The 21448-nt window shown below is 52.9% G+C and carries 24 protein-coding genes and 5 tRNA genes; 12 read left to right on the top strand and 17 right to left on the bottom strand.

Annotated elements, in window-relative coordinates; translation table 11 throughout:
• Nucleotides 1-30 precede the first annotated feature (30 nt).
• The 3 genes from ACR9EC_RS07815 to ACR9EC_RS07805 all read right to left on the bottom strand — a co-directional run bounded on the left by ACR9EC_RS07815 (nucleotide 31) and on the right by ACR9EC_RS07805 (nucleotide 3595).
• On the bottom strand, nucleotides 31-318 hold the full coding sequence (locus tag ACR9EC_RS07815; protein WP_435298671.1) for a DUF3618 domain-containing protein: 288 nt from the start codon (nucleotides 316-318) through the stop codon (nucleotides 31-33).
• Nucleotides 315-758, bottom strand: coding sequence for a phage holin family protein (locus ACR9EC_RS07810; protein WP_435298670.1), 444 nt, complete (start codon nucleotides 756-758; stop codon nucleotides 315-317). The genes ACR9EC_RS07815 and ACR9EC_RS07810 overlap by 4 nt, the downstream gene beginning before the upstream one ends.
• Nucleotides 759-922: 164 nt before the next feature.
• Complete coding sequence (locus ACR9EC_RS07805; RefSeq protein WP_435298669.1) at nucleotides 923-3595, bottom strand: phosphoenolpyruvate carboxylase; 2673 nt, start codon at nucleotides 3593-3595, stop codon at nucleotides 923-925.
• Nucleotides 3596-3705: 110 nt separating this feature from the next.
• On the opposite strand from ACR9EC_RS07805, the gene ACR9EC_RS07800 reads away from it, so the two are divergent.
• A complete protein-coding gene (locus tag ACR9EC_RS07800; protein ID WP_435298668.1) occupies nucleotides 3706-4269 on the top strand; it encodes a nucleoside phosphorylase in 564 nt (187 codons plus the stop codon).
• Here the strand turns inward: ACR9EC_RS07800 and ACR9EC_RS07795 are convergent, their stop codons facing one another.
• From ACR9EC_RS07795 to ACR9EC_RS07770, 6 genes are all read right to left on the bottom strand, one after another.
• On the bottom strand, nucleotides 4270-4677 hold the full coding sequence (locus tag ACR9EC_RS07795) for a VOC family protein (RefSeq protein ID WP_435298667.1): 408 nt from the start codon (nucleotides 4675-4677) through the stop codon (nucleotides 4270-4272). It lies immediately after the preceding gene.
• Nucleotides 4678-4796: 119 nt separating this feature from the next.
• Nucleotides 4797-5987 carry a Fic family protein gene (locus ACR9EC_RS07790; protein WP_435298666.1) on the bottom strand — a complete coding sequence of 397 codons (1191 nt, stop codon included), beginning with the start codon at nucleotides 5985-5987 and terminating at the stop codon, nucleotides 4797-4799.
• Between the two features lie 159 nt (nucleotides 5988-6146).
• A tRNA-Phe gene (locus ACR9EC_RS07785) sits at nucleotides 6147-6219 on the bottom strand.
• 23 nt (nucleotides 6220-6242) lie between these two features.
• A tRNA-Asp gene (locus tag ACR9EC_RS07780) sits at nucleotides 6243-6316 on the bottom strand.
• Between the two features lie 44 nt (nucleotides 6317-6360).
• A tRNA-Asp gene (locus ACR9EC_RS07775) sits at nucleotides 6361-6434 on the bottom strand.
• A 36-nt stretch (nucleotides 6435-6470) separates the two neighbouring features.
• A tRNA-Glu gene (locus ACR9EC_RS07770) sits at nucleotides 6471-6546 on the bottom strand.
• Nucleotides 6547-6653: 107 nt separating this feature from the next.
• Here ACR9EC_RS07770 and ACR9EC_RS07765 point away from each other — a divergent pair.
• On the top strand, nucleotides 6654-7007 hold the full coding sequence (locus ACR9EC_RS07765; RefSeq protein WP_435298665.1) for a metallopeptidase family protein: 354 nt from the start codon (nucleotides 6654-6656) through the stop codon (nucleotides 7005-7007).
• A 54-nt stretch (nucleotides 7008-7061) separates the two neighbouring features.
• Nucleotides 7062-8045: a UDP-glucose 4-epimerase GalE gene (galE, locus tag ACR9EC_RS07760; RefSeq protein ID WP_435298664.1), complete on the top strand. Its 984-nt coding sequence runs from the start codon at nucleotides 7062-7064 to the stop codon at nucleotides 8043-8045.
• A 39-nt stretch (nucleotides 8046-8084) separates the two neighbouring features.
• On the opposite strand, the gene ACR9EC_RS07755 is transcribed toward galE, so the two are convergent.
• The 5 genes from ACR9EC_RS07755 to ACR9EC_RS07735 form a co-directional block, all read right to left on the bottom strand.
• Nucleotides 8085-8303, bottom strand: a complete 219-nt coding sequence (locus ACR9EC_RS07755) for a hypothetical protein (RefSeq protein ID WP_435298663.1) — start codon at nucleotides 8301-8303, stop codon at nucleotides 8085-8087.
• A gap of 73 nt (nucleotides 8304-8376) precedes the next feature.
• On the bottom strand, nucleotides 8377-8775 hold the full coding sequence (locus ACR9EC_RS07750) for a hypothetical protein (protein WP_435298662.1): 399 nt from the start codon (nucleotides 8773-8775) through the stop codon (nucleotides 8377-8379).
• Between the two features lie 4 nt (nucleotides 8776-8779).
• A complete protein-coding gene (locus ACR9EC_RS07745) occupies nucleotides 8780-9337 on the bottom strand; it encodes a hypothetical protein (protein ID WP_435298661.1) in 558 nt (185 codons plus the stop codon).
• Nucleotides 9338-9634: 297 nt separating this feature from the next.
• The gene (gene pntB / locus ACR9EC_RS07740) at nucleotides 9635-11029 is read right to left on the bottom strand and encodes a Re/Si-specific NAD(P)(+) transhydrogenase subunit beta (protein ID WP_435298660.1); all 1395 of its coding nucleotides are present in this window, start codon (nucleotides 11027-11029) and stop codon (nucleotides 9635-9637) included.
• A 1-nt stretch (nucleotide 11030) separates the two neighbouring features.
• Complete coding sequence (locus tag ACR9EC_RS07735; RefSeq protein WP_435298659.1) at nucleotides 11031-12584, bottom strand: Re/Si-specific NAD(P)(+) transhydrogenase subunit alpha; 1554 nt, start codon at nucleotides 12582-12584, stop codon at nucleotides 11031-11033.
• A 180-nt stretch (nucleotides 12585-12764) separates the two neighbouring features.
• Here ACR9EC_RS07735 and ACR9EC_RS07730 point away from each other — a divergent pair, with 180 nt between their 5' ends.
• The 7 genes from ACR9EC_RS07730 (at nucleotide 12765) to ACR9EC_RS07700 (ending at nucleotide 19088) form a co-directional block, all read left to right on the top strand.
• Nucleotides 12765-13253 (top strand): MarR family transcriptional regulator, encoded by a 489-nt coding sequence (locus ACR9EC_RS07730; protein ID WP_435298658.1) that lies wholly within the window; start codon nucleotides 12765-12767, stop codon nucleotides 13251-13253.
• Nucleotides 13254-13301: 48 nt separating this feature from the next.
• Entirely contained in the window at nucleotides 13302-13958 is a 657-nt protein-coding gene (locus ACR9EC_RS07725) for an NAD(P)H-dependent oxidoreductase (RefSeq protein WP_435298657.1), read from the top strand.
• A 211-nt stretch (nucleotides 13959-14169) separates the two neighbouring features.
• Complete coding sequence (locus ACR9EC_RS07720; protein ID WP_435298656.1) at nucleotides 14170-15153, top strand: siderophore ABC transporter substrate-binding protein; 984 nt, start codon at nucleotides 14170-14172, stop codon at nucleotides 15151-15153.
• Between the two features lie 81 nt (nucleotides 15154-15234).
• Nucleotides 15235-16227: an ABC transporter permease gene (locus ACR9EC_RS07715; RefSeq protein WP_435298655.1), complete on the top strand. Its 993-nt coding sequence runs from the start codon at nucleotides 15235-15237 to the stop codon at nucleotides 16225-16227.
• Nucleotides 16220-17266, top strand: a complete 1047-nt coding sequence (locus ACR9EC_RS07710; RefSeq protein WP_435298654.1) for an iron chelate uptake ABC transporter family permease subunit — start codon at nucleotides 16220-16222, stop codon at nucleotides 17264-17266. Before ACR9EC_RS07715 ends, ACR9EC_RS07710 begins: the two co-directional genes overlap by 8 nt.
• On the top strand, nucleotides 17263-18018 hold the full coding sequence (locus ACR9EC_RS07705; RefSeq protein ID WP_435298653.1) for an iron ABC transporter ATP-binding protein: 756 nt from the start codon (nucleotides 17263-17265) through the stop codon (nucleotides 18016-18018). The genes ACR9EC_RS07710 and ACR9EC_RS07705 overlap by 4 nt, the downstream gene beginning before the upstream one ends.
• A gap of 98 nt (nucleotides 18019-18116) precedes the next feature.
• On the top strand, nucleotides 18117-19088 hold the full coding sequence (locus ACR9EC_RS07700) for a squalene cyclase (protein ID WP_435298652.1): 972 nt from the start codon (nucleotides 18117-18119) through the stop codon (nucleotides 19086-19088).
• A gap of 42 nt (nucleotides 19089-19130) precedes the next feature.
• Here the strand turns inward: ACR9EC_RS07700 and ACR9EC_RS07695 are convergent, their stop codons facing one another.
• Nucleotides 19131-20006 (bottom strand): exonuclease domain-containing protein, encoded by an 876-nt coding sequence (locus ACR9EC_RS07695; protein WP_435298651.1) that lies wholly within the window; start codon nucleotides 20004-20006, stop codon nucleotides 19131-19133.
• Between the two features lie 127 nt (nucleotides 20007-20133).
• Here ACR9EC_RS07695 and ACR9EC_RS07690 point away from each other — a divergent pair, with 127 nt between their 5' ends.
• The gene (locus tag ACR9EC_RS07690; protein ID WP_435298650.1) at nucleotides 20134-20283 is read left to right on the top strand and encodes a hypothetical protein; all 150 of its coding nucleotides are present in this window, start codon (nucleotides 20134-20136) and stop codon (nucleotides 20281-20283) included.
• Nucleotides 20280-20474: a helix-turn-helix transcriptional regulator gene (locus tag ACR9EC_RS07685; protein ID WP_435298649.1), complete on the top strand. Its 195-nt coding sequence runs from the start codon at nucleotides 20280-20282 to the stop codon at nucleotides 20472-20474. Before ACR9EC_RS07690 ends, ACR9EC_RS07685 begins: the two co-directional genes overlap by 4 nt.
• Nucleotides 20475-20536: 62 nt before the next feature.
• Here the strand turns inward: ACR9EC_RS07685 and ACR9EC_RS07680 are convergent.
• Both ACR9EC_RS07680 and ACR9EC_RS07675 read right to left on the bottom strand, forming a co-directional pair.
• Nucleotides 20537-20609, bottom strand: a tRNA-Lys gene (locus ACR9EC_RS07680).
• Between the two features lie 81 nt (nucleotides 20610-20690).
• Nucleotides 20691-21434, bottom strand: coding sequence for a glycerophosphodiester phosphodiesterase (locus tag ACR9EC_RS07675; RefSeq protein WP_435298648.1), 744 nt, complete (start codon nucleotides 21432-21434; stop codon nucleotides 20691-20693).
• Between the last annotated feature and the right edge of the window lie 14 nt (nucleotides 21435-21448).

Below are 21448 nucleotides of genomic sequence, written 5' to 3'. Positions count from 1 at the left end.
ATTCCACTCACGGCTATGAGCCGTTACACGCTACTTTCTGCGTGCAGTTAAAACCGATAAGACAAGTAGGGCAGCACCGCCAGCAGCAACGCCTAACAAAATCTTTGCATTACGTGAACGGCGTGGGGAATGCTCTTCGTGTGGAAGCCCTCCGCCAGTCACAAAAGATGCAGCGTCTGAAGCCGCCAACTTTGTTGCAGAAGTGATGTCATGGACAACATTGCGTGGTGTCACACGCGAGATAAGCTCGTCAAGGGCAGCAGCAAGTTCGTCACGAGCAGCCTGAACCTCGGGGTTAGTTTTTCGTACGTCACTCATTTGAGGCCATCCTTAATCGCTGACACGTCATCCTTCATTTGCTGAATGGTCTCGCTAGGAATTGGGGGAGTGTTACGGTCAAGGGTTTTCTTGCCAACAGCGACAAGTATTGAACAGATCAGGAAGATCGCCAACGCAGTAAGTAACGCGGCAGCCCACGGCGATACAAGGTTCGCGAACCCCTGATAGCCGGCAAAAAACAAGTAGCCAAGCCCATATAACGCAAAAACGCCCGCACCAACAAACAAGCCAATTGCGAGACCTGTTTTAGCAGCTTTTTGTGCCATCTCAGCTTTGAGGGCAGCGATTTCGGCGCGAACCAAACGAGAAAACTGTTCAGAGACTTGAGCGATGAGTTCGCCGATAGACGCACGCCGAGTAGACGCTGATTCCGGCTCTGATTGAGGCTCCTGTTGAGGAGCCGCACTTTGATCGGCCATATGATCACTCCAAACCCTTGACACTAAACGTTCCGCTAACTTACTCAACCGCGCATTTCGCGATCATGCAAGTGGCCGCGCAGATAGCATCCAGAAAATTTGGGTGAGCATAAAACAAAAAAGTGGTGGCGCCCATAAAAATGGACGCCACCACAGCAGAAAATTTATCCAGTGTTTTGCAGTCCAGCAGAAACACCAGACACAGACAACAGCAACAAACGCTGAACTTCAGGGTCTGTTTCAACGCTGATGTCTTGTGAACGCAATGCTCTTAGCGCACGTAACTGCAACAACGACAGCGCATCCACGTAAGGGCTACGCAGCTTCACTGCTCGTTGCAGTACAGGCTTGTTTGCGAGGAGTTCTTCGCCACCAACGATCCGTACCACCCATGCGCGAGTCAAAGCCATTTCGTCGAGTACAAGCCCCGACAAATCAGCCCGATCCCCAAGGGAAAGATAGTTGTGTGCGATCCGGTCATCGGTTTTTGCCAAACTCATAGCGACGTTGTCGATCATGGTTCGGAACAACGGCCACTCACGGTAGGCCTCTTGCAAGAGGTCGAGATCTCCCACGGTTTCCAACGCAGTACCAAGACCAAACCAGCCTGCAAGGTTGATTCGGGCTTGGCTCCACGCGAATACCCAAGGGATCGCACGCAAGTCTTCAAGCGACTCAACAGACAATCCACGACGAGCAGGACGTGAACCTAACGCAAGCAACCCGATTTCTTCCATGGGGGTGACCGTGGCAAACCACGGCGCAAACCCGTCGGCTTTAACAAGCGAATAGAAGTGTTCGCGTGAAGACTGCGCCATTGTTTGAGCAACTGAAGCAAACTTTTGTGCCGCGGCACTGTTGCGTTCTTCGTTGGACGGCGCAGACGCCTGCAAAATCGCTCCCGCAACCTGATCTACGTGACGGATCGCAATTTCGGAGTTGCCGTAGCGGGCGAAGATAACCTCACCTTGCTCAGTGAGCTTGAACCGGCCATCTACAGAATGCGGTGGCTGGGCGAGCACAGCGCTGTTGGCTGGGCCGCCACCACGCCCAAGTGCTCCACCACGTCCGTGGAACAGAGTGAGCTCAATGTTGTTGTTTTGCGCCCAGGTAGCAATTTTTTCTTGTGCCTCATACAGGGCAAGTGTTGCCGCAACAGGACCGACATCTTTCGACGAGTCAGAGTAGCCGAGCATGACCTCAACTTTGCGGCCCGTCTCCTCAAGACGGGCAGCATACTGTGGCTCGCTCAAGACCTCATTCATGACTTCAGGTGCAGCCTGAAGATCATCGAAGGTTTCAAACAGTGGCACGACGTCGAGTACTGGCAGTGTGCCATGCTGTCCAACAGCAGCACGAGCAAGCGTGTACACGTTTGCGAGGTCCTGAGCGGACGTCGTAAAGGACACGATGTAACGTCCTGCAGCCTGAAGACCGTAGCGTTCTTGGATGAAGCTGATTGTGCGGAAAACTTCTAGGACCTCTTCAGCTTGTTCGCTGAGTGGTTCACCAGATTCGAGTTCAGCAAGAACCTTGCGGTGCACGGCAGAGTGCTGACGGCATTCGAGTTCGGTGAGGTGGAAACCATACGTTTCAACCTGCCAAATGAGGTGCTGCAGCTGCCCGTATGCTTGGCGGTGTGCCCCACCAGCAATGAGCGATTCTTGCACGGTACGCAGGTCAGCAAGCAGTAATTCTGGAGTCGTGTACGCAAGGTCTGCGTTACGTTTTTTGGTCGCTGAGATGCGGCGTGCAATCAGCAGCATCACGTGACGGTGCGGTTCCATAGGGGAACGCTTGACGATGTCGAGGGCAGCATCTTCGTCGGCGTTGCGTAGTCGCGCCCACAAAGCCTGAACTTCATCGGTTGGTGGAGTTGTTTCACCATCAACGGTGAGGCTGCGCCCAACCCGCAAAGCAACGCGCTCTAAACCAATAAGTACGTGCTCGCTGGCGATGCTTGCTGCTGTACGAGTGACCTTAGCGGTAACGAATGGGTTACCGTCACGGTCACCACCCACCCATGACCCGAGACGCAAGAATGGTGTAACAACAGGCTTTACGCGACCAGACGTTTCACCTTGAATGGTGTTGTTGATGCGCGAGTACATGTTAGGTACGGCAGTGAAGAGGGTGTCGTCAAACACGGCCATAACAGCGCGAACTTCAGCCTCAGGTGTCGGCTTTTCCGAACGTAGAGGGGCTGTGCGCCACAGGGTGTCAATCTCTTCAATGAGTTTGTTGGTGATGCGAGTATGTTCGGTCCCACCAGAAGACACGGCTTCTATGTCATCTAAGAGAACAGAGATGCGGCGAATCGCGGTAGACACTGCACGACGACGAGCCTCAGTCGGGTGCGCCGTAAATACGGGGTGGAACCTTAAAGCTTGGAGGCGTTCAAGGGCTTTGTCTTCTCCAATTTCGTTGGAAAGATTTGCAAAGGCCTCAGCGACTGCCCCACGTTTCTTGGGGAAGTTGGCTTCTTCGTCGCGGAAACGAAGCGAACGAACTCGGTGGTGCTCTTCGGCAAGGTTCACCAAGTGGAAGTAGCAGGTGAACGCGCGGGCAACTTCGTTTGCGCGCTTAGTCGAGAAAGATTCGACGACTGCTACTGCTCGTTCAAAAGCCTCTGTGGTTGGATCCGTGTATGCGTCGATCGTCGCGAGGCGGAGCCGCTCAACATCTTCAAACAAGCCAGGCGAGTTTGTTTCCCGCAAAACTTGCCCGAGTAGTGTGCCAAGGAGGTTCACATCGGCGCGCATGACCGCAGGCATTTCTTGCTCTGCTTCACGGCGACCTGCAACGTCCGCTGCTTGGGCATTCTTTGGTGTGGACATGGGTTAATGCTAACTGTCTGTCACAAATTCTTGATGTGACTGTTCACACTGTGTGCATTGGAGTTATTTCACATCGTTGAAATCATGGGCTTTATGAGACGATGTGTGCCATGAAATTGCTTGTCGCAGCGTTAGAAATCGAACTTGAAGCTTTTCCAGACAGTATTCCCGGATATGACCGTTTGATTACTCGAATTGGTAAATTGAATGCCGCACTTGAGCTGACGCGTGCACTTGAACGGGGCACATACGACGAAGTTCTCGTATTGGGAACCGCCGGTTTAATTGACGAGCACCTGCCAGCTGGCGTGTACGAGATCGCTGGCGCCGTACAGCATGACGTGGAAGACCTTGCCGGAGCAGTCGGGCATCATATGGCGATGCCACACAAAGTAGAAACCGGGCGCGACGGAGTCATCATCGCCACCGGTGACCTTTTTGTGCAAGACACAGCCCGAGTGGACGCGATCCGTGGGCTCGGCGCGTCCCTCGTCGACATGGAAACCTACGTATACATATGGGTGTGCCAACAATATGGCGTCCCAATACGCGTAGTGAAAGCAGTTTCTGACTCAGCGCAAGACGGAGCCGTACTGACATGGCGTGAACAAGTAGTTCGATGCAGCCACGACCTGTTGGATTGGTTTCATAACGACACGAAACAGCAGCCCTAATCAGGTTTGATTGATGCGGATAACGTTTCCTGCAGGGTCACGAAACGCACAATCACGCACACCATAATCCTGATCAGTTGGCTCTTGGATGACTGTTGCACCGCCGTTCTTAAGGCGGGTAAACAAGCTGTCAACGTCGTCTGAACCGAGCGTGAGCATCGCATACTGTCCGTTTGTGATGAGGGACAAAATGGTGTCGCGTTCGGTGTCAGTCAGATTTGGGTCGAGCGCCGGCGGAGTCAACACGATGGAAGTTTCTGGCTGGTTGGCAGGGCCTAACGTTATCCAACGCATGTTTTCGTATCCGACATCTTGCCGCACCTCAAACTCGAGGAGATCACGGTAGAACCCAAGCGAAGCCTCAGCGTCGAGGTGGGGCAGGAACGAGTAATGAATAGTGGTTGTCATCTGCTCACACTACGGCGCTTTAATGCGGTCTGCGCGTTAGAAAAACAGTAAGACCCTCAGGAAACTGAGGGTCTTGTGTGGCTCCGACCGGCATCGATCCGATGACCTTTATGAATTAGTTACCCCATAAGGACAGAAAGCACTCGTGGAGCGAAGAAGCGATCAGACCCCGATAATTGCACCCGCGCTAGCAGGCCAAGATCTACAAGAATGTTGATTATGCGACGAACGCCTTGGTAGCTGAGCGATAGTGAATTCTGGGCTTTCCTGATTGTGAAGGACGGGTTGCCAATTGCGAAGTCAACAAGTTGGTATGCGGAATCAGCGCGAACCTTATGTGTACGAAGGACCTCTTTAAGTTCATGCTGCACGGCAATGAGCGACTGCATATGGTGGAGGGTTTGAGTCGCTGCTGCTTCAATACCCTGCGCAAAGAACCTGATAAAACTGTCCCAGTTTCCGTCAGTGCTGACAGCAAGTAAACGGTCATAGTACTCGACACGACGTGCTTCGAACCACGGAGAAACGGTTAGCGTGGGTTCAGACAGAACATCATCACGTAGTAATTGAGACACGATCAAAAATCTGCCGAGACGCCCATTTCCATCTCGGTATGGATGTAGTGTCTCAAATTGGTAGTGTGCCATTGCCGCGGCTACAACTGGATCGATTTCTTTTTTATGGTCAGTATTCATCCAGTCTGTAAGGTCACGAAGAGCAGCTTCTAAATCTATTCCTGGAGGTGGTGGAATAAAACGTGATCCGTGCACTGGAAACCCGCCAGCGGTTGCGTTCGATCTGCGTCCAATAACAACCTGTGTCGAACGTATGTCGCCTGATTCGTTCTCTAAAGGGCCTCGTTGCATCAGAAGGCCCTGCAAATTATTGAGGAATGAAACAGAGAACGGTCGCTTTTGAAGCACATGATTAAAACCAAAAGAGGCCATAGTCACGTAATTCATGATCTCGATCATTTCTGGTGACCGTTGTGTTTCTTCATCAGCAGTTAATACAGATTCAAGTGGCGCATATGTTCCTTCAAGTGCTGATGTGCTTTGTGCTTCACGGCGTAGTGCAGGGTTGCGGAACAGTTGCGGGTTTGGAAGTTGACGCGCTGTATTGTCGAGAGCGCTTAATGCTGCGCGCGTGTTTGAAACTGCTAGATAGGTCCGGTTTGTTAAAGCAGGTGTTTCCTTAGGCAAAGGCGCTGGAACAAAAGCGCGATGGGACCATTCGCCGAGAAAAGGGTCGGTTCCTGTGATTGGGACAAGTGATCCCATCTTGTTATCAACGAAAACATTGAGGTCCATGATTAAACAATAAGCCCGGTTTTGTTTAAAATCCAAGGGCTTTGTGACACATAACTGGCTGTTTTGTTTAAAATCTTGTCTAGTGTTGTTACTTTTCGTTCTACATGTTCACCAGAAACAAGTAAGGCCCTCAGTTTCCTGAGGGCCTTACTTTATGTGTGGCTCCGACCGGCATCGATCCGGTGACCTTTCGATTTTCAGTCGAACGCTCTACCAACTGAGCTACAGAGCCAAGATCACGCATAGTGTGATCAGCGACCCCGACGGGACTTGAACCCGCGACCTCCGCCGTGACAGGGCGGCGCGCTAACCAACTGCGCTACGGGGCCTAGATGTCAATCTAGACCGTTTCATCAAACATGTGTTTAATGTGCGACCCCGACGGGACTTGAACCCGCGACCTCCGCCGTGACAGGGCGGCGCGCTAACCAACTGCGCTACGGGGCCTTATATAAGGCCTTGCCTTAACCGAAAGAAATCGGTTGGTACCCCCAACGGGATTCGAACCCGTGTTACCGCCGTGAAAGGGCGGCGTCCTAGGCCACTAGACGATGGGGGCTAGAACTTTTGCTTCGCTTTCAGAACTTTCGCTCTGTTGTCGTTGCTCGAAAAGCATATGGGTAAACCGGGGGGAAATGCAAAACGAATGTTTGAGAGGATGTCTTCATGGTGGAAATGACCCCTGAAGATTTCGAGACTGCAGTCTCTGACGCACTGGATCAGTTGCCCCTCGAAGTGATTGAAAAAATCGATAACGTAGTGGTGCTGATTGAGGTCGAACCACCCCAAGAAACCCCAGATTTACTGGGAATTTACGATGGTGTGCCGCTCACGGAACGCGATCTAGGATGGGCTGCAGGAGCCCTCCCAGACAGGATCATCATCTATCGAAACCCAACTTTACGCATGTGCTCAAGCGTTGAAGAAGTCATAAAAGAGGTGCTCGTCACAGTAGTTCATGAGGTTGCTCATTACTTCGGAATCGATGATGAGCGCCTCCACGAACTGGGGTGGTCGTAATATGGAACACACATCACGAATGCGTGTTCGTAGACAGATTGGATGCTGAAAGACATGACAGTTCTAGTTGCTGGTGGGGCCGGTTACATTGGCGCACACGTTGTACGTGTGCTCCAAGAGCAAAACACTGACGTAGTTGTTGTTGACGACCTTTCAACGGGACGCAGCGACCGGATCGGTGGTGCTCCTCTTGTTGAACTGGACGTTGCTGGAGAAAACGCGGTTGAGGTTCTTACCGAAACCATGAAGAAGTACAACACGACAGCTGTCATCCACTTTGCTGCACAAAAGCAGGTTGGCGAGTCTGTTGCCCGTCCAGCGTTCTACTACCACCAGAACATCAACGGGCTAGCAAACGTTATTCAGGCGATGGAGAACTCTGGAACACGCGACCTCGTCTTTTCGTCGTCTGCGGCAACATACGGCATGCCACCAGTTCCTGTCGTTGAAGAAGACGTCGTGATGAAACCAATCAACCCGTACGGCGAGACAAAACTCATTGGTGAGTGGATGGGTCGCGCGGCAGGAAAAGCGTGGGGCCTGCGTTTCGCTGGTTTGCGTTACTTCAACGTGGCAGGATCAGGCTGGGACGACTTGGGTGATCCAGCAATCCTCAACCTCATTCCGATGGTGCTAGATCGTGTTGCGCAAGGGAAAGCGCCACTGATTTTTGGTGCCGACTACGACACCCCAGACGGAACATGCGTGCGTGACTACATTCACGTGCTTGACCTCGCTAAAGCGCACGTGGCTGCACTGGACTACTTGAAGCGTGACGAACGCCCCTACGACGTATTTAACGTAGGAACAGGGGAGGGCACGTCTGTTCGCCAGATCATTGACGGCCTAGCAGCCGCTTCAGGGCTCGACATTCAAGCAGAGATCCGCGAACGCCGTGCAGGGGACCCGCCACACCTTGTGGGCTCGTCCCAACGCATTAACGAGGTATTTGGTTGGGAAGCTGAGAAGAACCTCGAAGACATTTTGACGTCTGCGTGGACGGCATGGCAGGAAGGCCCAAACCGCATCGACGCATAAGCGCACAACCGCACACGCATGCATGCGTGTGCGGTTCGTTTATTTAGCGAACTTGTTGACTGCCCAAAACAGGGCAGCACCGATGACGATGCCGCCGAATAGGAAAACTTTGTGTGTTGTTGCGGCAGATAGGGCGTTTCCCGCTGCCGCACACACAACAAACAAGATTCCGCCAAGGAACCAGTTGGCTTGTTGAATGCGCCGCTGTTTTTCGAGGCGCTCTTGCTTGCTCTTGCTGAGTTCGCGATCATCAGTCATAAAACTAAGCGTACTCGCGACGCCTGTGACAGCACTGGTTAGGCTTCTCTTTGAACGGTGCACGACGAGCCTTTTAGTTCACGATCACTACCGTGTCAGTAAGGCAACTTGCGGGGATGGACGGGTATGACTCGTTGTTTGCTGTGGTGCTTCCGCCACCTACAGCGATCTGGGTGCCGATCGTGAGCGGAGCGGCTCCTGGTATTTTGACGGCTGATTCGTCGGTAGAGAACTGTGTTCCGGCCGGCCAGATGATGAGGTCGTGATTGTTTCCGTTTGTCAGATACAAACAGTTCCCGGGGCCGGCTTCTAGCGTGCCAGACAGGCTCGCATCCATGCCTTCGCCACTTACCGACGACACAAGCAGGTGCGTCCCGTTCGCACTGTCTACGATGAGTGGCTTTGAAGTGTTCCCGGAACTACACGCTGTAAGTAAACAAGCGACTGCCGCTGCTAGGGCGACACTTTTCATGCGATCACCTCACATCCGTTTTCATGTTTATGTCAGGAGCTGGCCTGCTATTACTGACGAAAAGCATCGGGTGTGTTCGGCGCATTATCAGCAATGCGACACCAAGTAGTGACATGAGTAGAGTGCATTGAACGGGCGTGCGAAATGCGAGCTCGCCGGGAATGTCGTGACCTGTTAACGCCGCGGTGTCGATTGCGCGCATAACAGCTTCTGGCACAAAGCCGCCGACGATTAAAGCGATTGCAGTCCATAGGCCAGGGCGTCCGTGGCGTGTTTGTGAGCGGACGTAATCGAACCTGCCCACAAGAATGACAAACCCAATAGTAAGAGCGATAACCCCGATGGTTGTTTGCTCTGTTGCAAATAGGCCGATGCCAGAAGCCTTAGCCGTGAACGTTGCATCTGCTGCGATTAGCCATGAACTTGAAGTTTCGTGAACAGTAATTGATTCTGCTAAATCGACGGGGACTCGCATCTGTTGCCGAGTGATCGAGGGTATTGGGTAAACCAAGCCGTATAAAACGAACAGTGAACCTGTGAGGGTGGCAAGTCGTGTATTCATGTTCCGTCATTTCTAAGAGCAGATGCGCACCATGTTATATATACCCGCGTATTGGGTGATTTGAGTCTAGCGATAAAACACGAAATCACTAGGTGCAGGTAGTTTGCGCAGGTTATCGCACCTCAATGTTTCTATTACTGATGCGCGTCTAACAAGGGAATGCTCACAGGTAGAAAACTGTGGAGAAGAAACGAAGAAGGTCCGGGGGAGGTGAATCCCCGGACCTTCTTTTACAGTCGGCTGCACTGAACGTGACAGAGAAACCGACTGAAGCCCTCATGCGCGAGGGCCACATGTTTAGAGTGCTTTGACGATGTCTTCTACACGGTCTTTGGCGTCACCAAACAGCATGGATGTGTTTTCTTTGAAGAACAGCGGGTTTTGCACGCCCGCGTATCCGACAGCCATGGAGCGTTTGAACACGATGACTTTGCCGGCTTTCCATACTTGGATGACTGGCATTCCTGCAATGGGCGACGAAGGGTCGTCTTCTGCTGCAGGGTTCACGGTGTCGTTGGCGCCGATGACGAGCACAACATCCGTGGTGGACATTTCTTCGTTGACTTCTTCAAGTTCTTCAACGATGTCGTAAGGAACTTTTGCTTCGGCGAGGAGCACGTTCATGTGTCCTGGTAGGCGCCCTGCGACGGGGTGCACACCGAAGACGACGTTTTTGCCTTCTGCGCGAAGTTTTGAGGTCAATTCGGCCACTGGATATTGGGCTTTCGCTACGGCCATGCCGTATCCGGGGGTGATGAGGATGTTTTCTGCTTCTTTTAGCAGTTGTGCAACCTCTGCGGCACTAATTTCGGTGTGTTCACCCTCAATAGCAGCCCCACCTGATGGTGCGCCTGAATCGTCGGCTCCGAAACCGCCAAGAATAACGGAAACGAAGGAACGGTTCATGGCTTTGCACATGATGTAGGACAAGATCGCACCGGATGAACCGACGAGCGCACCGGTCACGATGAGCAGGTCGTTGGAGAGCATGAAACCTGCGGCTGCGGCAGCCCAACCTGAGTACGAGTTGAGCATGGATACAACCACTGGCATGTCGCCGCCGCCGATAGCCATAACAAGATGCCAGCCAACGAATAAGGCAAGCAACGTCATGATGATGAGCGGCCAAATTGATGGGGCGGCAATGAACCAGCCCATCAGGGCGAGTGAGATGGCTACAGCGCCGGCGTTCAACCAGTGGCGGCCGGGCAAGGTGAGCGGCGCAGATTTAATTTTTGCGGCAAGTTTGAGCCACGCAACAACTGAACCGGTGAATGTGATTGCACCAATGAACACGCCGAGGTACACCTCGATGAGGTGGACGGCGTCGCCGTGAGTGTCGGTGAGGTAAGAGTTGAAGCCGACAAGAACGGCAGCTAAACCAACGAATGAGTGCAGGATCGCAATCATCTCTGGCATTTGTGTCATCTCAACGGAACGTGCTTTCCACGAACCTGCAACGGCACCGATACCAAGAGCTAAGAAGATAAGCGCAGCAGTAACACCTGCGTTACGTTCCGAGTTGATGAGCGCTAGCGTGATGGTTGCGGCTAGAGCAAGCACCATGCCGAGCTTTCCGGCGGTGTTGCCAAGGCGTGCTGTTTCCTGCTTGGAAAGCCCTGCGAGGGACAAAATGAACAGTACGGCAGCAATGAGATAGACCGCATGTACGAGTTGGGTTAAGGTCTCCACGTCATGCGTCCTTTCTGAACATTGCAAGCATGCGTCCGGTGACCAAGAATCCACCGAAGATGTTGATCGAAGCTATCGTGGCGGCAAAGAACGCGAGAGCGGTAACGACCCAGTCGTTGCTTCCTAATTGCAGGAGTGCACCCACGAGGATGATCCCTGAAATTGCGTTCGTTTGCGCCATTAGCGGGGTGTGAAGCGCGTGGCTGACCCCTGAGATCACGTAGAAACCAATCACAACGGCAAGCACAAACACCGTAAAGTGCGACGTGAAGGAAGGCGTTGAGAAGGTCACTGCTGCGATAACAGCCAGTGCGGCAATCCCCGACCAGATCAGCGACGTGTTCTTTTTCTTAGGTGCTGGAGCCTGCTGCACTGGCAGCGCTTCCGTGACAGCTGGAACAGGCGCTGTTGCAGGTGGCGGTGTTGGAGCAGCGGACACTTGTACTGGCGGTGGCGGCCACAAAATGTCGTTGTCGTGGGTGACAGTAATGCCGCGCACAATAACGTCGTCGAGGTCGATGGCGATTTCGCCGTCTTTACCTGGCGTCATGAGTTTGAGCAGGTTGACGATGTTGGTGCCGTACAACTGGGATGTGTGTTTAGGCATGCGGCCGGGCAGGTCGGTGTAACCGATGATGGTGACACCGTTGTCGGTCACAATTTTTTTGCCTGGTTGTGTCAGTTCACAGTTACCCCCACCAGAAGCGGCAAGGTCAACGATGACTGACCCGGGCTTCATGGCTGCAACCATCTCGGCGGTGATGGTGATTGGGGCTTTACCGCGGATCAAAGCAGTTGTTACGACCACGTCAGCTGCAGCGCTTTCCGTGGCATACACCTTGGCCGTTGCTGCTTCTTGCTCGTCTGTAAGTGTTGACGCGTAGCCGTCAGCTGATTCTTGTGCGGCAGCATCCACGGAGACGTAGGTTGCACCCATGGATTCGATTTGCTCTGCAACGTCCGAGCGCACATCGTAGGCGCGAACTTCTGCACCGAGTGAACCTGCTGCGCCAAGTGCTGCAAGACCTGCGACACCTGCACCGATCACAAAGACTCGGGCTGGTGGGGTAGAACCGGCGGCAGTTACTTGCCCGCCAAACATGCCAGCGTAGGCTTCAGCGGCTTCGATAATGCCGCGGTAACCCGACACGTTTGACATGGTTGAAAGAACATCAAGCGCTTGAGCGCGCGAGATGCGAGGCACCGACATGAGGTTTAGGGCGGTGATGCCGGAGTCTCGTGCTGCGGTCACGAATGTGGGGGATTCGTCGGGGTCGAGGCGGGAGATCAGAACTGCCTCTTTTTTCATGTCTGCCAGTTGAGACAGAGCGGGGGCGTCAACGGTGATGACGATGTCTGACTGCCACACGTCCGAAGCCTCAACAATGGTTGCCCCAGCAATAATGTAGGACTCGTCGGTGATGCTGGCTTGTTCTCCAGCGCCTGTTTCGACGACTACGTCATAGCCGAGTTTGTTGAGTTGTTCGATCGTTTTTGGTGTGGCCGCGACAAGCCGCTGATCAACGGCTGATTCTTTGGGTACTCCAATGCGCACGGGCTTCTCCAAAAGAAAGGTTTACGGTCACCCTAATTTTTACCAAGTTTTGGTGACGAGTTGGGGGGACCGAGGTCCTCATGTTTGTCCTTATATCGATACGTACTGTCTCATTCTAGCCCAGCAACCCGAACAGTTAACCCGTTGACAAATCAACTGTCAACGGGTTAACTGTTCAGTGTGGAAGAAACAAACCCCTCAGAAGCCAGCTGTGATAGCCGCTTAGGTCAAGACCTAGCCGAATCAACGCAACGCGCTTCACTTCTCATTGAAGCGCTCGCAGAGAGATATTTACGGCACCATTTTGATCTGACATACCACCAGTACGTCCTGCTTCTCGTATTGAGCCGCACCGAGCCAACGGACGCAACAAGCTTGGCCGAATGCCTCAATATTTCCCGCGCTGCCGTGTCAAAGCGGCTTCCCGCGCTTGAGAAAGCAGGGCTCGTGCGAGTCGTGCAGGATCCCAAAAACGGTCGAAAGTTGATGCTGACGACGACTCCTCGCGCGGCGCAACTCGTCGAGCAGGCATCGCCGGAACTGGAAAACGAGTTGCGGAACGTGCTTGCGCGAACTCGCGCTGGTTTTGATCCGGTGCTTATGGCTCAACTCATGGGGGCGATGGTTGAAGCGCTCGAAGAGTCGCTGAACGACGCGCAATGCCAGTAATTCCGCACACTGACTTATTCATGCTGTTCATACCCAGTGAGGTTTTCTATGTCTAAAACTCCTCGTGTTCTTGTGATTATCGGACACCCGATTTCTGACTCGCTTAATCACAGCATCGCACGCACATATATTGATTCTTTTGCAGATACTGCACAGGTTGACGTTATTGATTTAGCGCAAGAAACACCTGCAGTGCAGCCGCAGCGGGCGCAGCTAAGTGCCCGATCTGGTCGTGAACACTTGCGAACTGATCAACAGAAAAATATGGCACTCATTGAAAATGCTGACCATATTGTGTGGGTGTTCCCTCAGTGGTGGGGTCTTTACCCGGGCGTCATGAAGTCGTTCATCGATGAGACTTTTCTTTCTGGTTTCGGTTTTGATTACTCCGATAAGTTCCCGAAGGGGCTGCTTAGCGGTAAAACCGGTCGAATTATTTCGACGATGGATGCGCCGCCTTTGTGGAACGCGCTGTGGTACCGCAATGCAGTGGGAGCATCGTTAAAGCGTGCGCTTATGCGTTATGTGGGTATTCGGCCTGTTGGGGCAACGTATTTTTCTCCAGTGCGCACTTCGACGCCACAAAAGCGTGAGAAGTGGCTTGCCATGGTTGCGCAACTTGCTCGTAAAGATGCTAAACGTCTTGGCTTAGAGGCTGCGCACAATACGGATACGCAGGTGGAGAAAGCCCCAGCAGGAGTCTAGTGAGGCACCTCACAGCAGGTGGTTGCGGTGTGGAAACCGTTGATTTTTAGCCATTTTTCAGGGTTTTGGTATGTGTGAATGCCTATCCTTATCTCATTTTCTATAAACAACGCTGTTGTTTCTTAAATGAGTTAGGTTAGGCTAACCATCGAGCGGGAAGAGGGAATTAGCGCCCGCAACCCCACCAAGAATCCGAGAAAAGGAAAAGTCGATGACCCGCAACCGCCTGTACCGTGGAATCGCATTCAGTGCCATCGCAGCACTAGCGCTCACCGCATGCGCAAGCTCCAAAGCAGACGAAAAAGCAGAAGTAGCCTCCGGGTCTTCCGTCACCATCGAAGACAACAACGGATCACACACCATTGACCTCCCCCTAACCTCAGTTGTCGCAACAGACAACCGTACTTTCGAAACCCTGTCCGACTGGGACATTGATCTTGCTGCTGGTGCCGTCGCGCTCATGCACGACTCTGTGTCATACAAAACAAACAAAGAAATCGTTGACCTTGGTTTGCACCATGAGCCAAACCTTGAAGCAGTTGTAGCAGTCGACCCACAACTCATCATTAACGGACAACGTTTTGCAAGCCACCAAGAAAAAATCGCTTCACTAGTTCCAGATGCAACAATCTTGACGCTAGACCCACGCGAGGGGGAAGCCTTTGATGCAGAACTCAAACGCCAAACCACAGTTCTCGGTGAAGTATTCGGTAAGCAAAAAGAAGCAGAAGAACTCAACGCAGCACTCGACGCATCAATTGCTCGAGTGAAAGCCGCATACAAGCCAGAATCAAAAGTACTTGCAGCAACCGTGTCTGGCGGAGAAATTGGCTACGTAGCACCAACAAACGGACGTACGCTTGGCCCACTCTTCGACATCTTTGGCTTCACACCAGCACTAGAAATTGAAGGCTCAGATGATCATCAAGGCGATGACATCTCAGTCGAAGCAATCGCGAAATCAAACCCTGATCTCATCCTCGTTATGGACCGTGATGCGGCCTTCACTGAAAAAGAAGCAAACTATCAACCAGCAGCAGAGGTTATTGAAGGTTCAGAAGCCCTCAAAAACGTCAATGCAGTTAAGAGTGCTCAAGTTGTCTACATGCCAGAAGACACATACCTCAACGAAGGCATCCAAACTTACACTGAATTCTTCAACGCAATCGCAGATCTGCTAGAACAATCCAAGTAACATTTGACGCTGAACAAACCCCGCCACTAAGTCCAACACTTAGTGGCGGGGTCCCGCTGTAAAAACGACGAAAGTTCACACATGAGCGCACCGCCCGCACTCGACGATACAATCCAGAACACAAGGAAAAAACTCTTCGACTGGAAACTACTCCTCGGCATACTCGCAGTACTCGCACTCCTCGTCGTCTCACTCTTTACCGGTGTGTACAACATCTTCGATGGTGAATTCGGAAAAGAAATATTCGAGATCACCAGAATCCCACGCACCATAGCGCTCGTGCTCGCAGGCGCAGCAATGGCAATGTCCGGGCTTGTCATGCAACTTCTCACCCAAAACCGATTCGTTGAACCAACAACCACAGGTACAACAGAGTGGGCAGGCCTCGGGCTCATCCTCGTTATGATCCTTTTTCCCGGTGCAAATCTAACTACCAGAATGATTGGCGCAGTCGTTGCAGCCTTCATCGGAACAATGGTCTTCTTCCTCTTCCTGCGCAGAGTCTCACTCACGTCATCACTGATAGTGCCCATCGTGGGAATCATGCTCGGCGCAGTTGTAGGGGCCATCACCACATATATTGCACTCTCCACAGACATGCTGCAAAGCCTCGGCATCTGGTTCGCGGGAAGCTTCACCTCAGTCCTGCGCGGGCAATACGAAGTGCTCTGGATTGTCGCACTCATCGCAGTCCTCATCTTCATCGCCGCAGACCGATTCACAGTCGCAGGACTCGGCGAAGACATCGCCACAAACGTAGGACTCAACTACAACCGCATCATCCTCATCGGAACGATGCTCATCGCCATCGCAACCGGCGTGGTCACCGTAGTCGTCGGAAACCTACCCTTCCTCGGCCTCATCGTCCCCAACGTCGTCTCCATGATTCGCGGAGACGACCTACGCTCAAACCTGCCCTGGGTGTGCCTACTCGGCATTGCAATCGTGACCGTCTGCGACCTCATCGGACGCACCATCATCGCACCGTTCGAAGTGCCCGTCTCGCTCATCCTAGGAATCGTCGGCTCAATCGTGTTCGTCGCACTCCTCGTAAGGAGCCGCCGCAATGCTTGATACCGCCCCACTCAAAATAGAAGCGCCCATCATCGACGGACGCCCAACAGGATCATTCAGCTCCGCAAAAAAACGACGCACATACTGGATCCTCATCGCCGTACTCAGCGTGCTCTCCGTGCTATTCGCAGGAGCAATCCTCGCATGGGGAAACCCCATGCCCTACGGCACCCAAGGCTTCTGGCGCATCGCAGAACTACGAGCAACCAGCCTCGTCGTCATCCTCGTCGTCGTTATCTGCCAAGCAGTAGCCACCATCGCATTCCAAACAGTCACCAACAACCGCATCATCACCCCATCCATCTTGGGATTCGAAGCGCTGTATGTGGCCGTACAAACCTCCGCGGTCTACTTCATGGGAATCGCCGGAGTCGTTGCACTCCAAGGACTCGCACAATTCTCCCTGCAAGTAGCGCTCATGGTCGTGTTCTCCCTGCTGCTCTACGGATGGCTGCTCACCGGAAAATACGCCAACCTGCAAGTCATGCTGCTCGTTGGAATCGTCATCGGGGGAGGACTGCGCTCAATCTCCACCTTTATGCAACGACTCCTCACCCCAAGCGAATTCGACGTCCTCACCGCACGACTCTTCGGCTCCGTAGCTAACGCAGACGCATCCTACTTCCCACTCGCAATCCCACTGTGCATTGCGGCTGCCGGATTCCTCTACTGGAGATCACGCCGACTCAACGTCACCGCACTAGGACGAGACGTCACCTCCAACCTTGGCATCAACCACAAACGCGAAGTCATCATCGTGCTGTTCTTCGTATCAGTGCTGATGGCAGTCTCAACATCACTCATCGGACCCATGACCTTCTTCGGGTTCCTCACCGCAATTTTGGCCTACCAATTCGCTGGCACACACGACCACAAATACGTGTTCCCAATCGCCGTGCTCACAGGTTTTGTAGTATTAGCCGGCTCATACTTCGTCTTGAAAAACATTTTCTACGCCGAAGGCGCAGTCTCAATCATCATCGAAGCAGTCGGTGGACTCGTCTTCCTAGCCGTCATCCTCAGAAAGGGCAGACTGTGATTGAACTCAAAGCAGTCCGAAAGGACTACAGCAGCGAGGTAACCATCGGGCCCGTTGACGTGCAAATCCCCAAAGGCGGCATCACCGCACTCGTGGGACCAAACGGAGCAGGAAAATCCACCCTACTCACCATCATCGGTAGGCTCCTCGGCGCTGACTCAGGAAGCATCGAAATCGCAGGTTACGACGTCGCCACAACCAAATCAAAAGACCTCGCAAAAATCGTGTCCATCCTGCGGCAAGAAAACCACTTCGTCACCCGCCTCACCGTCCGGCAACTCGTCGCCTTCGGACGATTCCCATACTCTAAAGGCCGACTCAACAAACTCGACGAAGAAATCATCACGCGATCAATCAGGTTCTTTGAACTCGAAGACCTTCAAGACCGCTACCTCGACCAACTCTCCGGCGGACAGCGCCAACGCGCCTACGTGGCCATGGTGCTCTGCCAAGACACCGACTACGTGCTTCTTGACGAGCCACTCAACAACCTCGACATGAAACACTCCGTGCAAATGATGCAACACCTACGCAAAGTCGCCGACGACCTCGGCCGAACCGTCGTCATCGTCTTACACGACATCAACTTTGCTGGACACTATGCCGACCGTATCTGCGCAGTAAAAGACGGCCAAATCGCAGAGTTTGGCACTTCGCAAGAACTCTTCAAATCTGAAACCCTCACCCGCGTATTCAACACCAACGTGCAGTGCGTAGACGGACCCAACGGGCCTTTAGCCGTCTACTACTAAAACCAGCTGAGATGTGCTTACGCGCAGCGCATCTCAGCGAATGAACTCACCATATAAAACAGGTGAATAACGGGGCCGTACAGTCGTAGGCTGAAGCAATGGCTTTATCGCAGGACATGCTCGCTTGGCTATTGGACACCGACCCAACACTCAAGTGGCAGGTCGAACGCGACCTCCAAAACGCCCCGCCCCACATATGGCAGACCACCCGCGCGCGCATCAATACCGAAGGCCACGGAAAACGCCTACTCGATGCACAAGACGACGACGGACAATGGGCAGGCGGAGCGTTCTTCCCCCACGACTTCGACTTTGAAGGACCAGAAGCCCACCCACACGCAGGCCAACCATACACGGCAACATCCTGGACATTAAACACACTGCGAGAATGGGGCCTACCCGCAGAAAACCTCGCCGGGACCGTTGAAAAACTCCAAGCAAACAGCCGCTGGGAATACAACAACGCACGCTACTGGGACGGCGAAGTCGACGTATGCATCAACGCCAGCACACTCGCAAACGGCGCATGGCTCGGCACCGACATGAGCCACCTTGCACACTGGTTCATCAAACACAGCATGGACGAAGGCGGCTGGAACTGCGAATGGGTTGAAGGCTCAACACGGGCGTCCTACCACTCCACACTCAACGCCCTTATTGGGCTACTAGAATACGAAAGCTACACGGGAGACACCCGCACATTTGAGGTGCGAAAAGCCGGAGAGGAATACCTCCTCAAACGTCACCTGTTATACCGCCTCACCACGGGCGACTACGTGTCGCCATGGGTCAGCCACTTCACATACCCCATGCGATGGCAATACAACGCACTACGCGCAGCCGACTACTTCATGAAATCTGCGCTACACGACGACGAAGAACACGACCCACGGCTAAGCGAAGCAATAGACCTCATCGAACACGCACAAAACTCGTCAGGACGCTGGATACAAAACACCCCATACCCAGGACGAGTCTGGTTCAACGTTGACGTACCAGAAAACGAAGAATCACCATGGTTGACCTTCTACGCCACACGAATACTGAACTGGTGGCACACCCAAAAATAGGTGTGTTCCTAGATGAGTTACGTGTTTTTGCACAGGGGTGTTTTAATGCAGCAAGCTCAGGAATTCTGCTTCGCCTATGAGGCGAATAGGTTTCCCAGCATCAGCCATGTCGAGGGCTTTACGAGCCTTTGAAGAAAGCGGCCCAGTGAGAACTCCAGGCACATAGTCGCCTTGTACTACCAGTGTGGTTTTTAAGGTGACTCCAGTAACGACTATCGCCCCTACCGCCGCACAAGCAGCGAAAGCTTCAGCGCGTTCCATGCTCGGAAGCGAACCTGTGAAACAAATGACCTGACCAAAAAGCGGATGGTTCGGGTTCGCGTCCGGATTTGGGGTGGGTTTTGTCGGGGTTTTCTTACCCGCCCAGTAGCGGGCGTTATTTGTTACTGCTTTGTTCGGCCACAACTCGTCTAAAGTCGCTGCGCTTTTCGTGTTGGAAAGACTGAGCACTATTTGTGCGCAGGCAAGGGAATCAGCGGCAGCATTGTGGTGATCAAACTCAGGGAGCCCTAAATGTTGTGTGACAAGTGGGAGCTTGTACTGGGCAAGCGATAAGTGGTGCTTAACCAAGACAAGGGCATCGAGGAACTGAGAGGGAGGCTCAGGATTCTCGTCTAAAGCCCACGCGGCATTCCATACACCTTTATCAAAATGTGAATAGGCAATGAAAGGGGCCGACGGATTAGCATCTACCATTTTTTCCATTGCGGTTGACCAAGCTGGCGCGTCAATAACATCTTGGAATGTGATTCCGTGGATGTGAGTGTTTGTGAACTCATTCCCTGTCGGCGGAAAAATGAAGGAGTGATGAGTGTCGACGATTCTTCCGTTGCGCACAACCGTATATCCCACAGAACACGCACTAGCGCGGGATGCATTTGCTGTTTCAAAGTCGATTGCGGTGAAAGTAAGACTCACGAGTCAACACTCCTAACTAGGTTCAACTACCATCATTGGTCCTGCCTAGTAAATCAGACCTATCGACCGTATGGCCATGAAATGTTCAGTGAATCCCGAATAATGCTGTTAAGTTGTTCAAAACAATATGAACACAGTCAAGAACACAGCAGGGCTATTTGCCCTCATCGCAGGAATCCTTGCGATAGGCGACAACAACATTGCTGCGGCACTCGCAATCATCGCCACAGCACTCATCGGGATAGATACCACACGAAACAGGAAGGGTGAGCAGTGACGATCAACTACCTTTCCATTCAAGAAGTCGCTGCACGTTTAGGGATAGCCGTAGACACCGCGAATAAATATAAACTTCCCGAGCCTGACGCTCTGGTAGGAAAATACCGCGGCTGGCTGCCCGAAACCATCGACACCTGGGATGCTGCTAGGCCACGTAAACGCCGCGTGCAGCGCCCAGATAGTGAATAAACCAGCGGATAAAACAAAAGCGCCTCCGACATCATGCGATGTCGGAGGCGCTTTTTACGCGGTGGGCCCTCCGGGGCTCGAACCCGGGACCCGCGGATTAAAAGTCCGATGCTCTGCCAGCTGAGCTAAAGGCCCACGGTAGCGGTTGAGTGCTACCAAGTAATAAGGATACGCAATAAGTCCCCGAAAAATAAAATCGAAAGAGAGCAGCGTACGTCACATAAAGTTTTTGCCGATCATCCAGCCGCGAAGATGGTCGGGGCTGTCCGTGATAATCCCGTCCACATGCAGTTCCACTAACTGCTCCCACTGCTGCGGGTCGTTGGCCGTCCACACTTGCACTTTCATGCCAGCGTCATGAACTTTACGCACAAAACTAGGTTCTTTCAGCACGTACCGCACATCGGGGTTAATCGTGTAAATGCCTGCCTTGACGCACTGCTCAACAAGACCGTCAAAATCTTCATAAATGAGTACGCCACGTCGCGCATCGGGGGCAACTTCAAGCATCGCTTCAATGCTTTTCCGGTTGAAGCTTTGCAAGATGGTTTGGGCGCTCACGTTGTGTTCGGCAACAACATCCACAATGTGTTGCACATGCGGGACATCCCATGCGCCTTTGAATTCGAGGAGTATCTCCACGTCAGGGTGCTGCGCCATGAGCGCAGCGAATTGCGTGAAGGTTGGTATGCGCACGCCAGCATACGCGTCAGAAAACCAGCCGCCCGCATCTAATGCTTGCACCTCATCAAGGGTGAAGTCTCCTACAGCACCCTGGCCGTTAGTTGTTCCATCAAGGGTCGCATCGTGGATGATCACTGCAACGTCGTCGCGCGTGCGAACAATATCCATTTCGATGCTTTGCGTGCCAGCTTTCAGCGCGGACGCAAACGCGGGCATCGTGTTCTCTGGAGCGACAGAAGAGTTACCTCGATGCGAAATTATTTGTGGAATAGCCACGAATGCTCCAAACC

The organism is Timonella sp. A28 (genome assembly GCF_051200815.1).
In the GTDB taxonomy this organism is placed as follows: Bacteria; Actinomycetota; Actinomycetes; order Actinomycetales; family Cellulomonadaceae; genus Timonella.
This window is presented reverse-complemented; position numbering and strand designations above follow the sequence as displayed.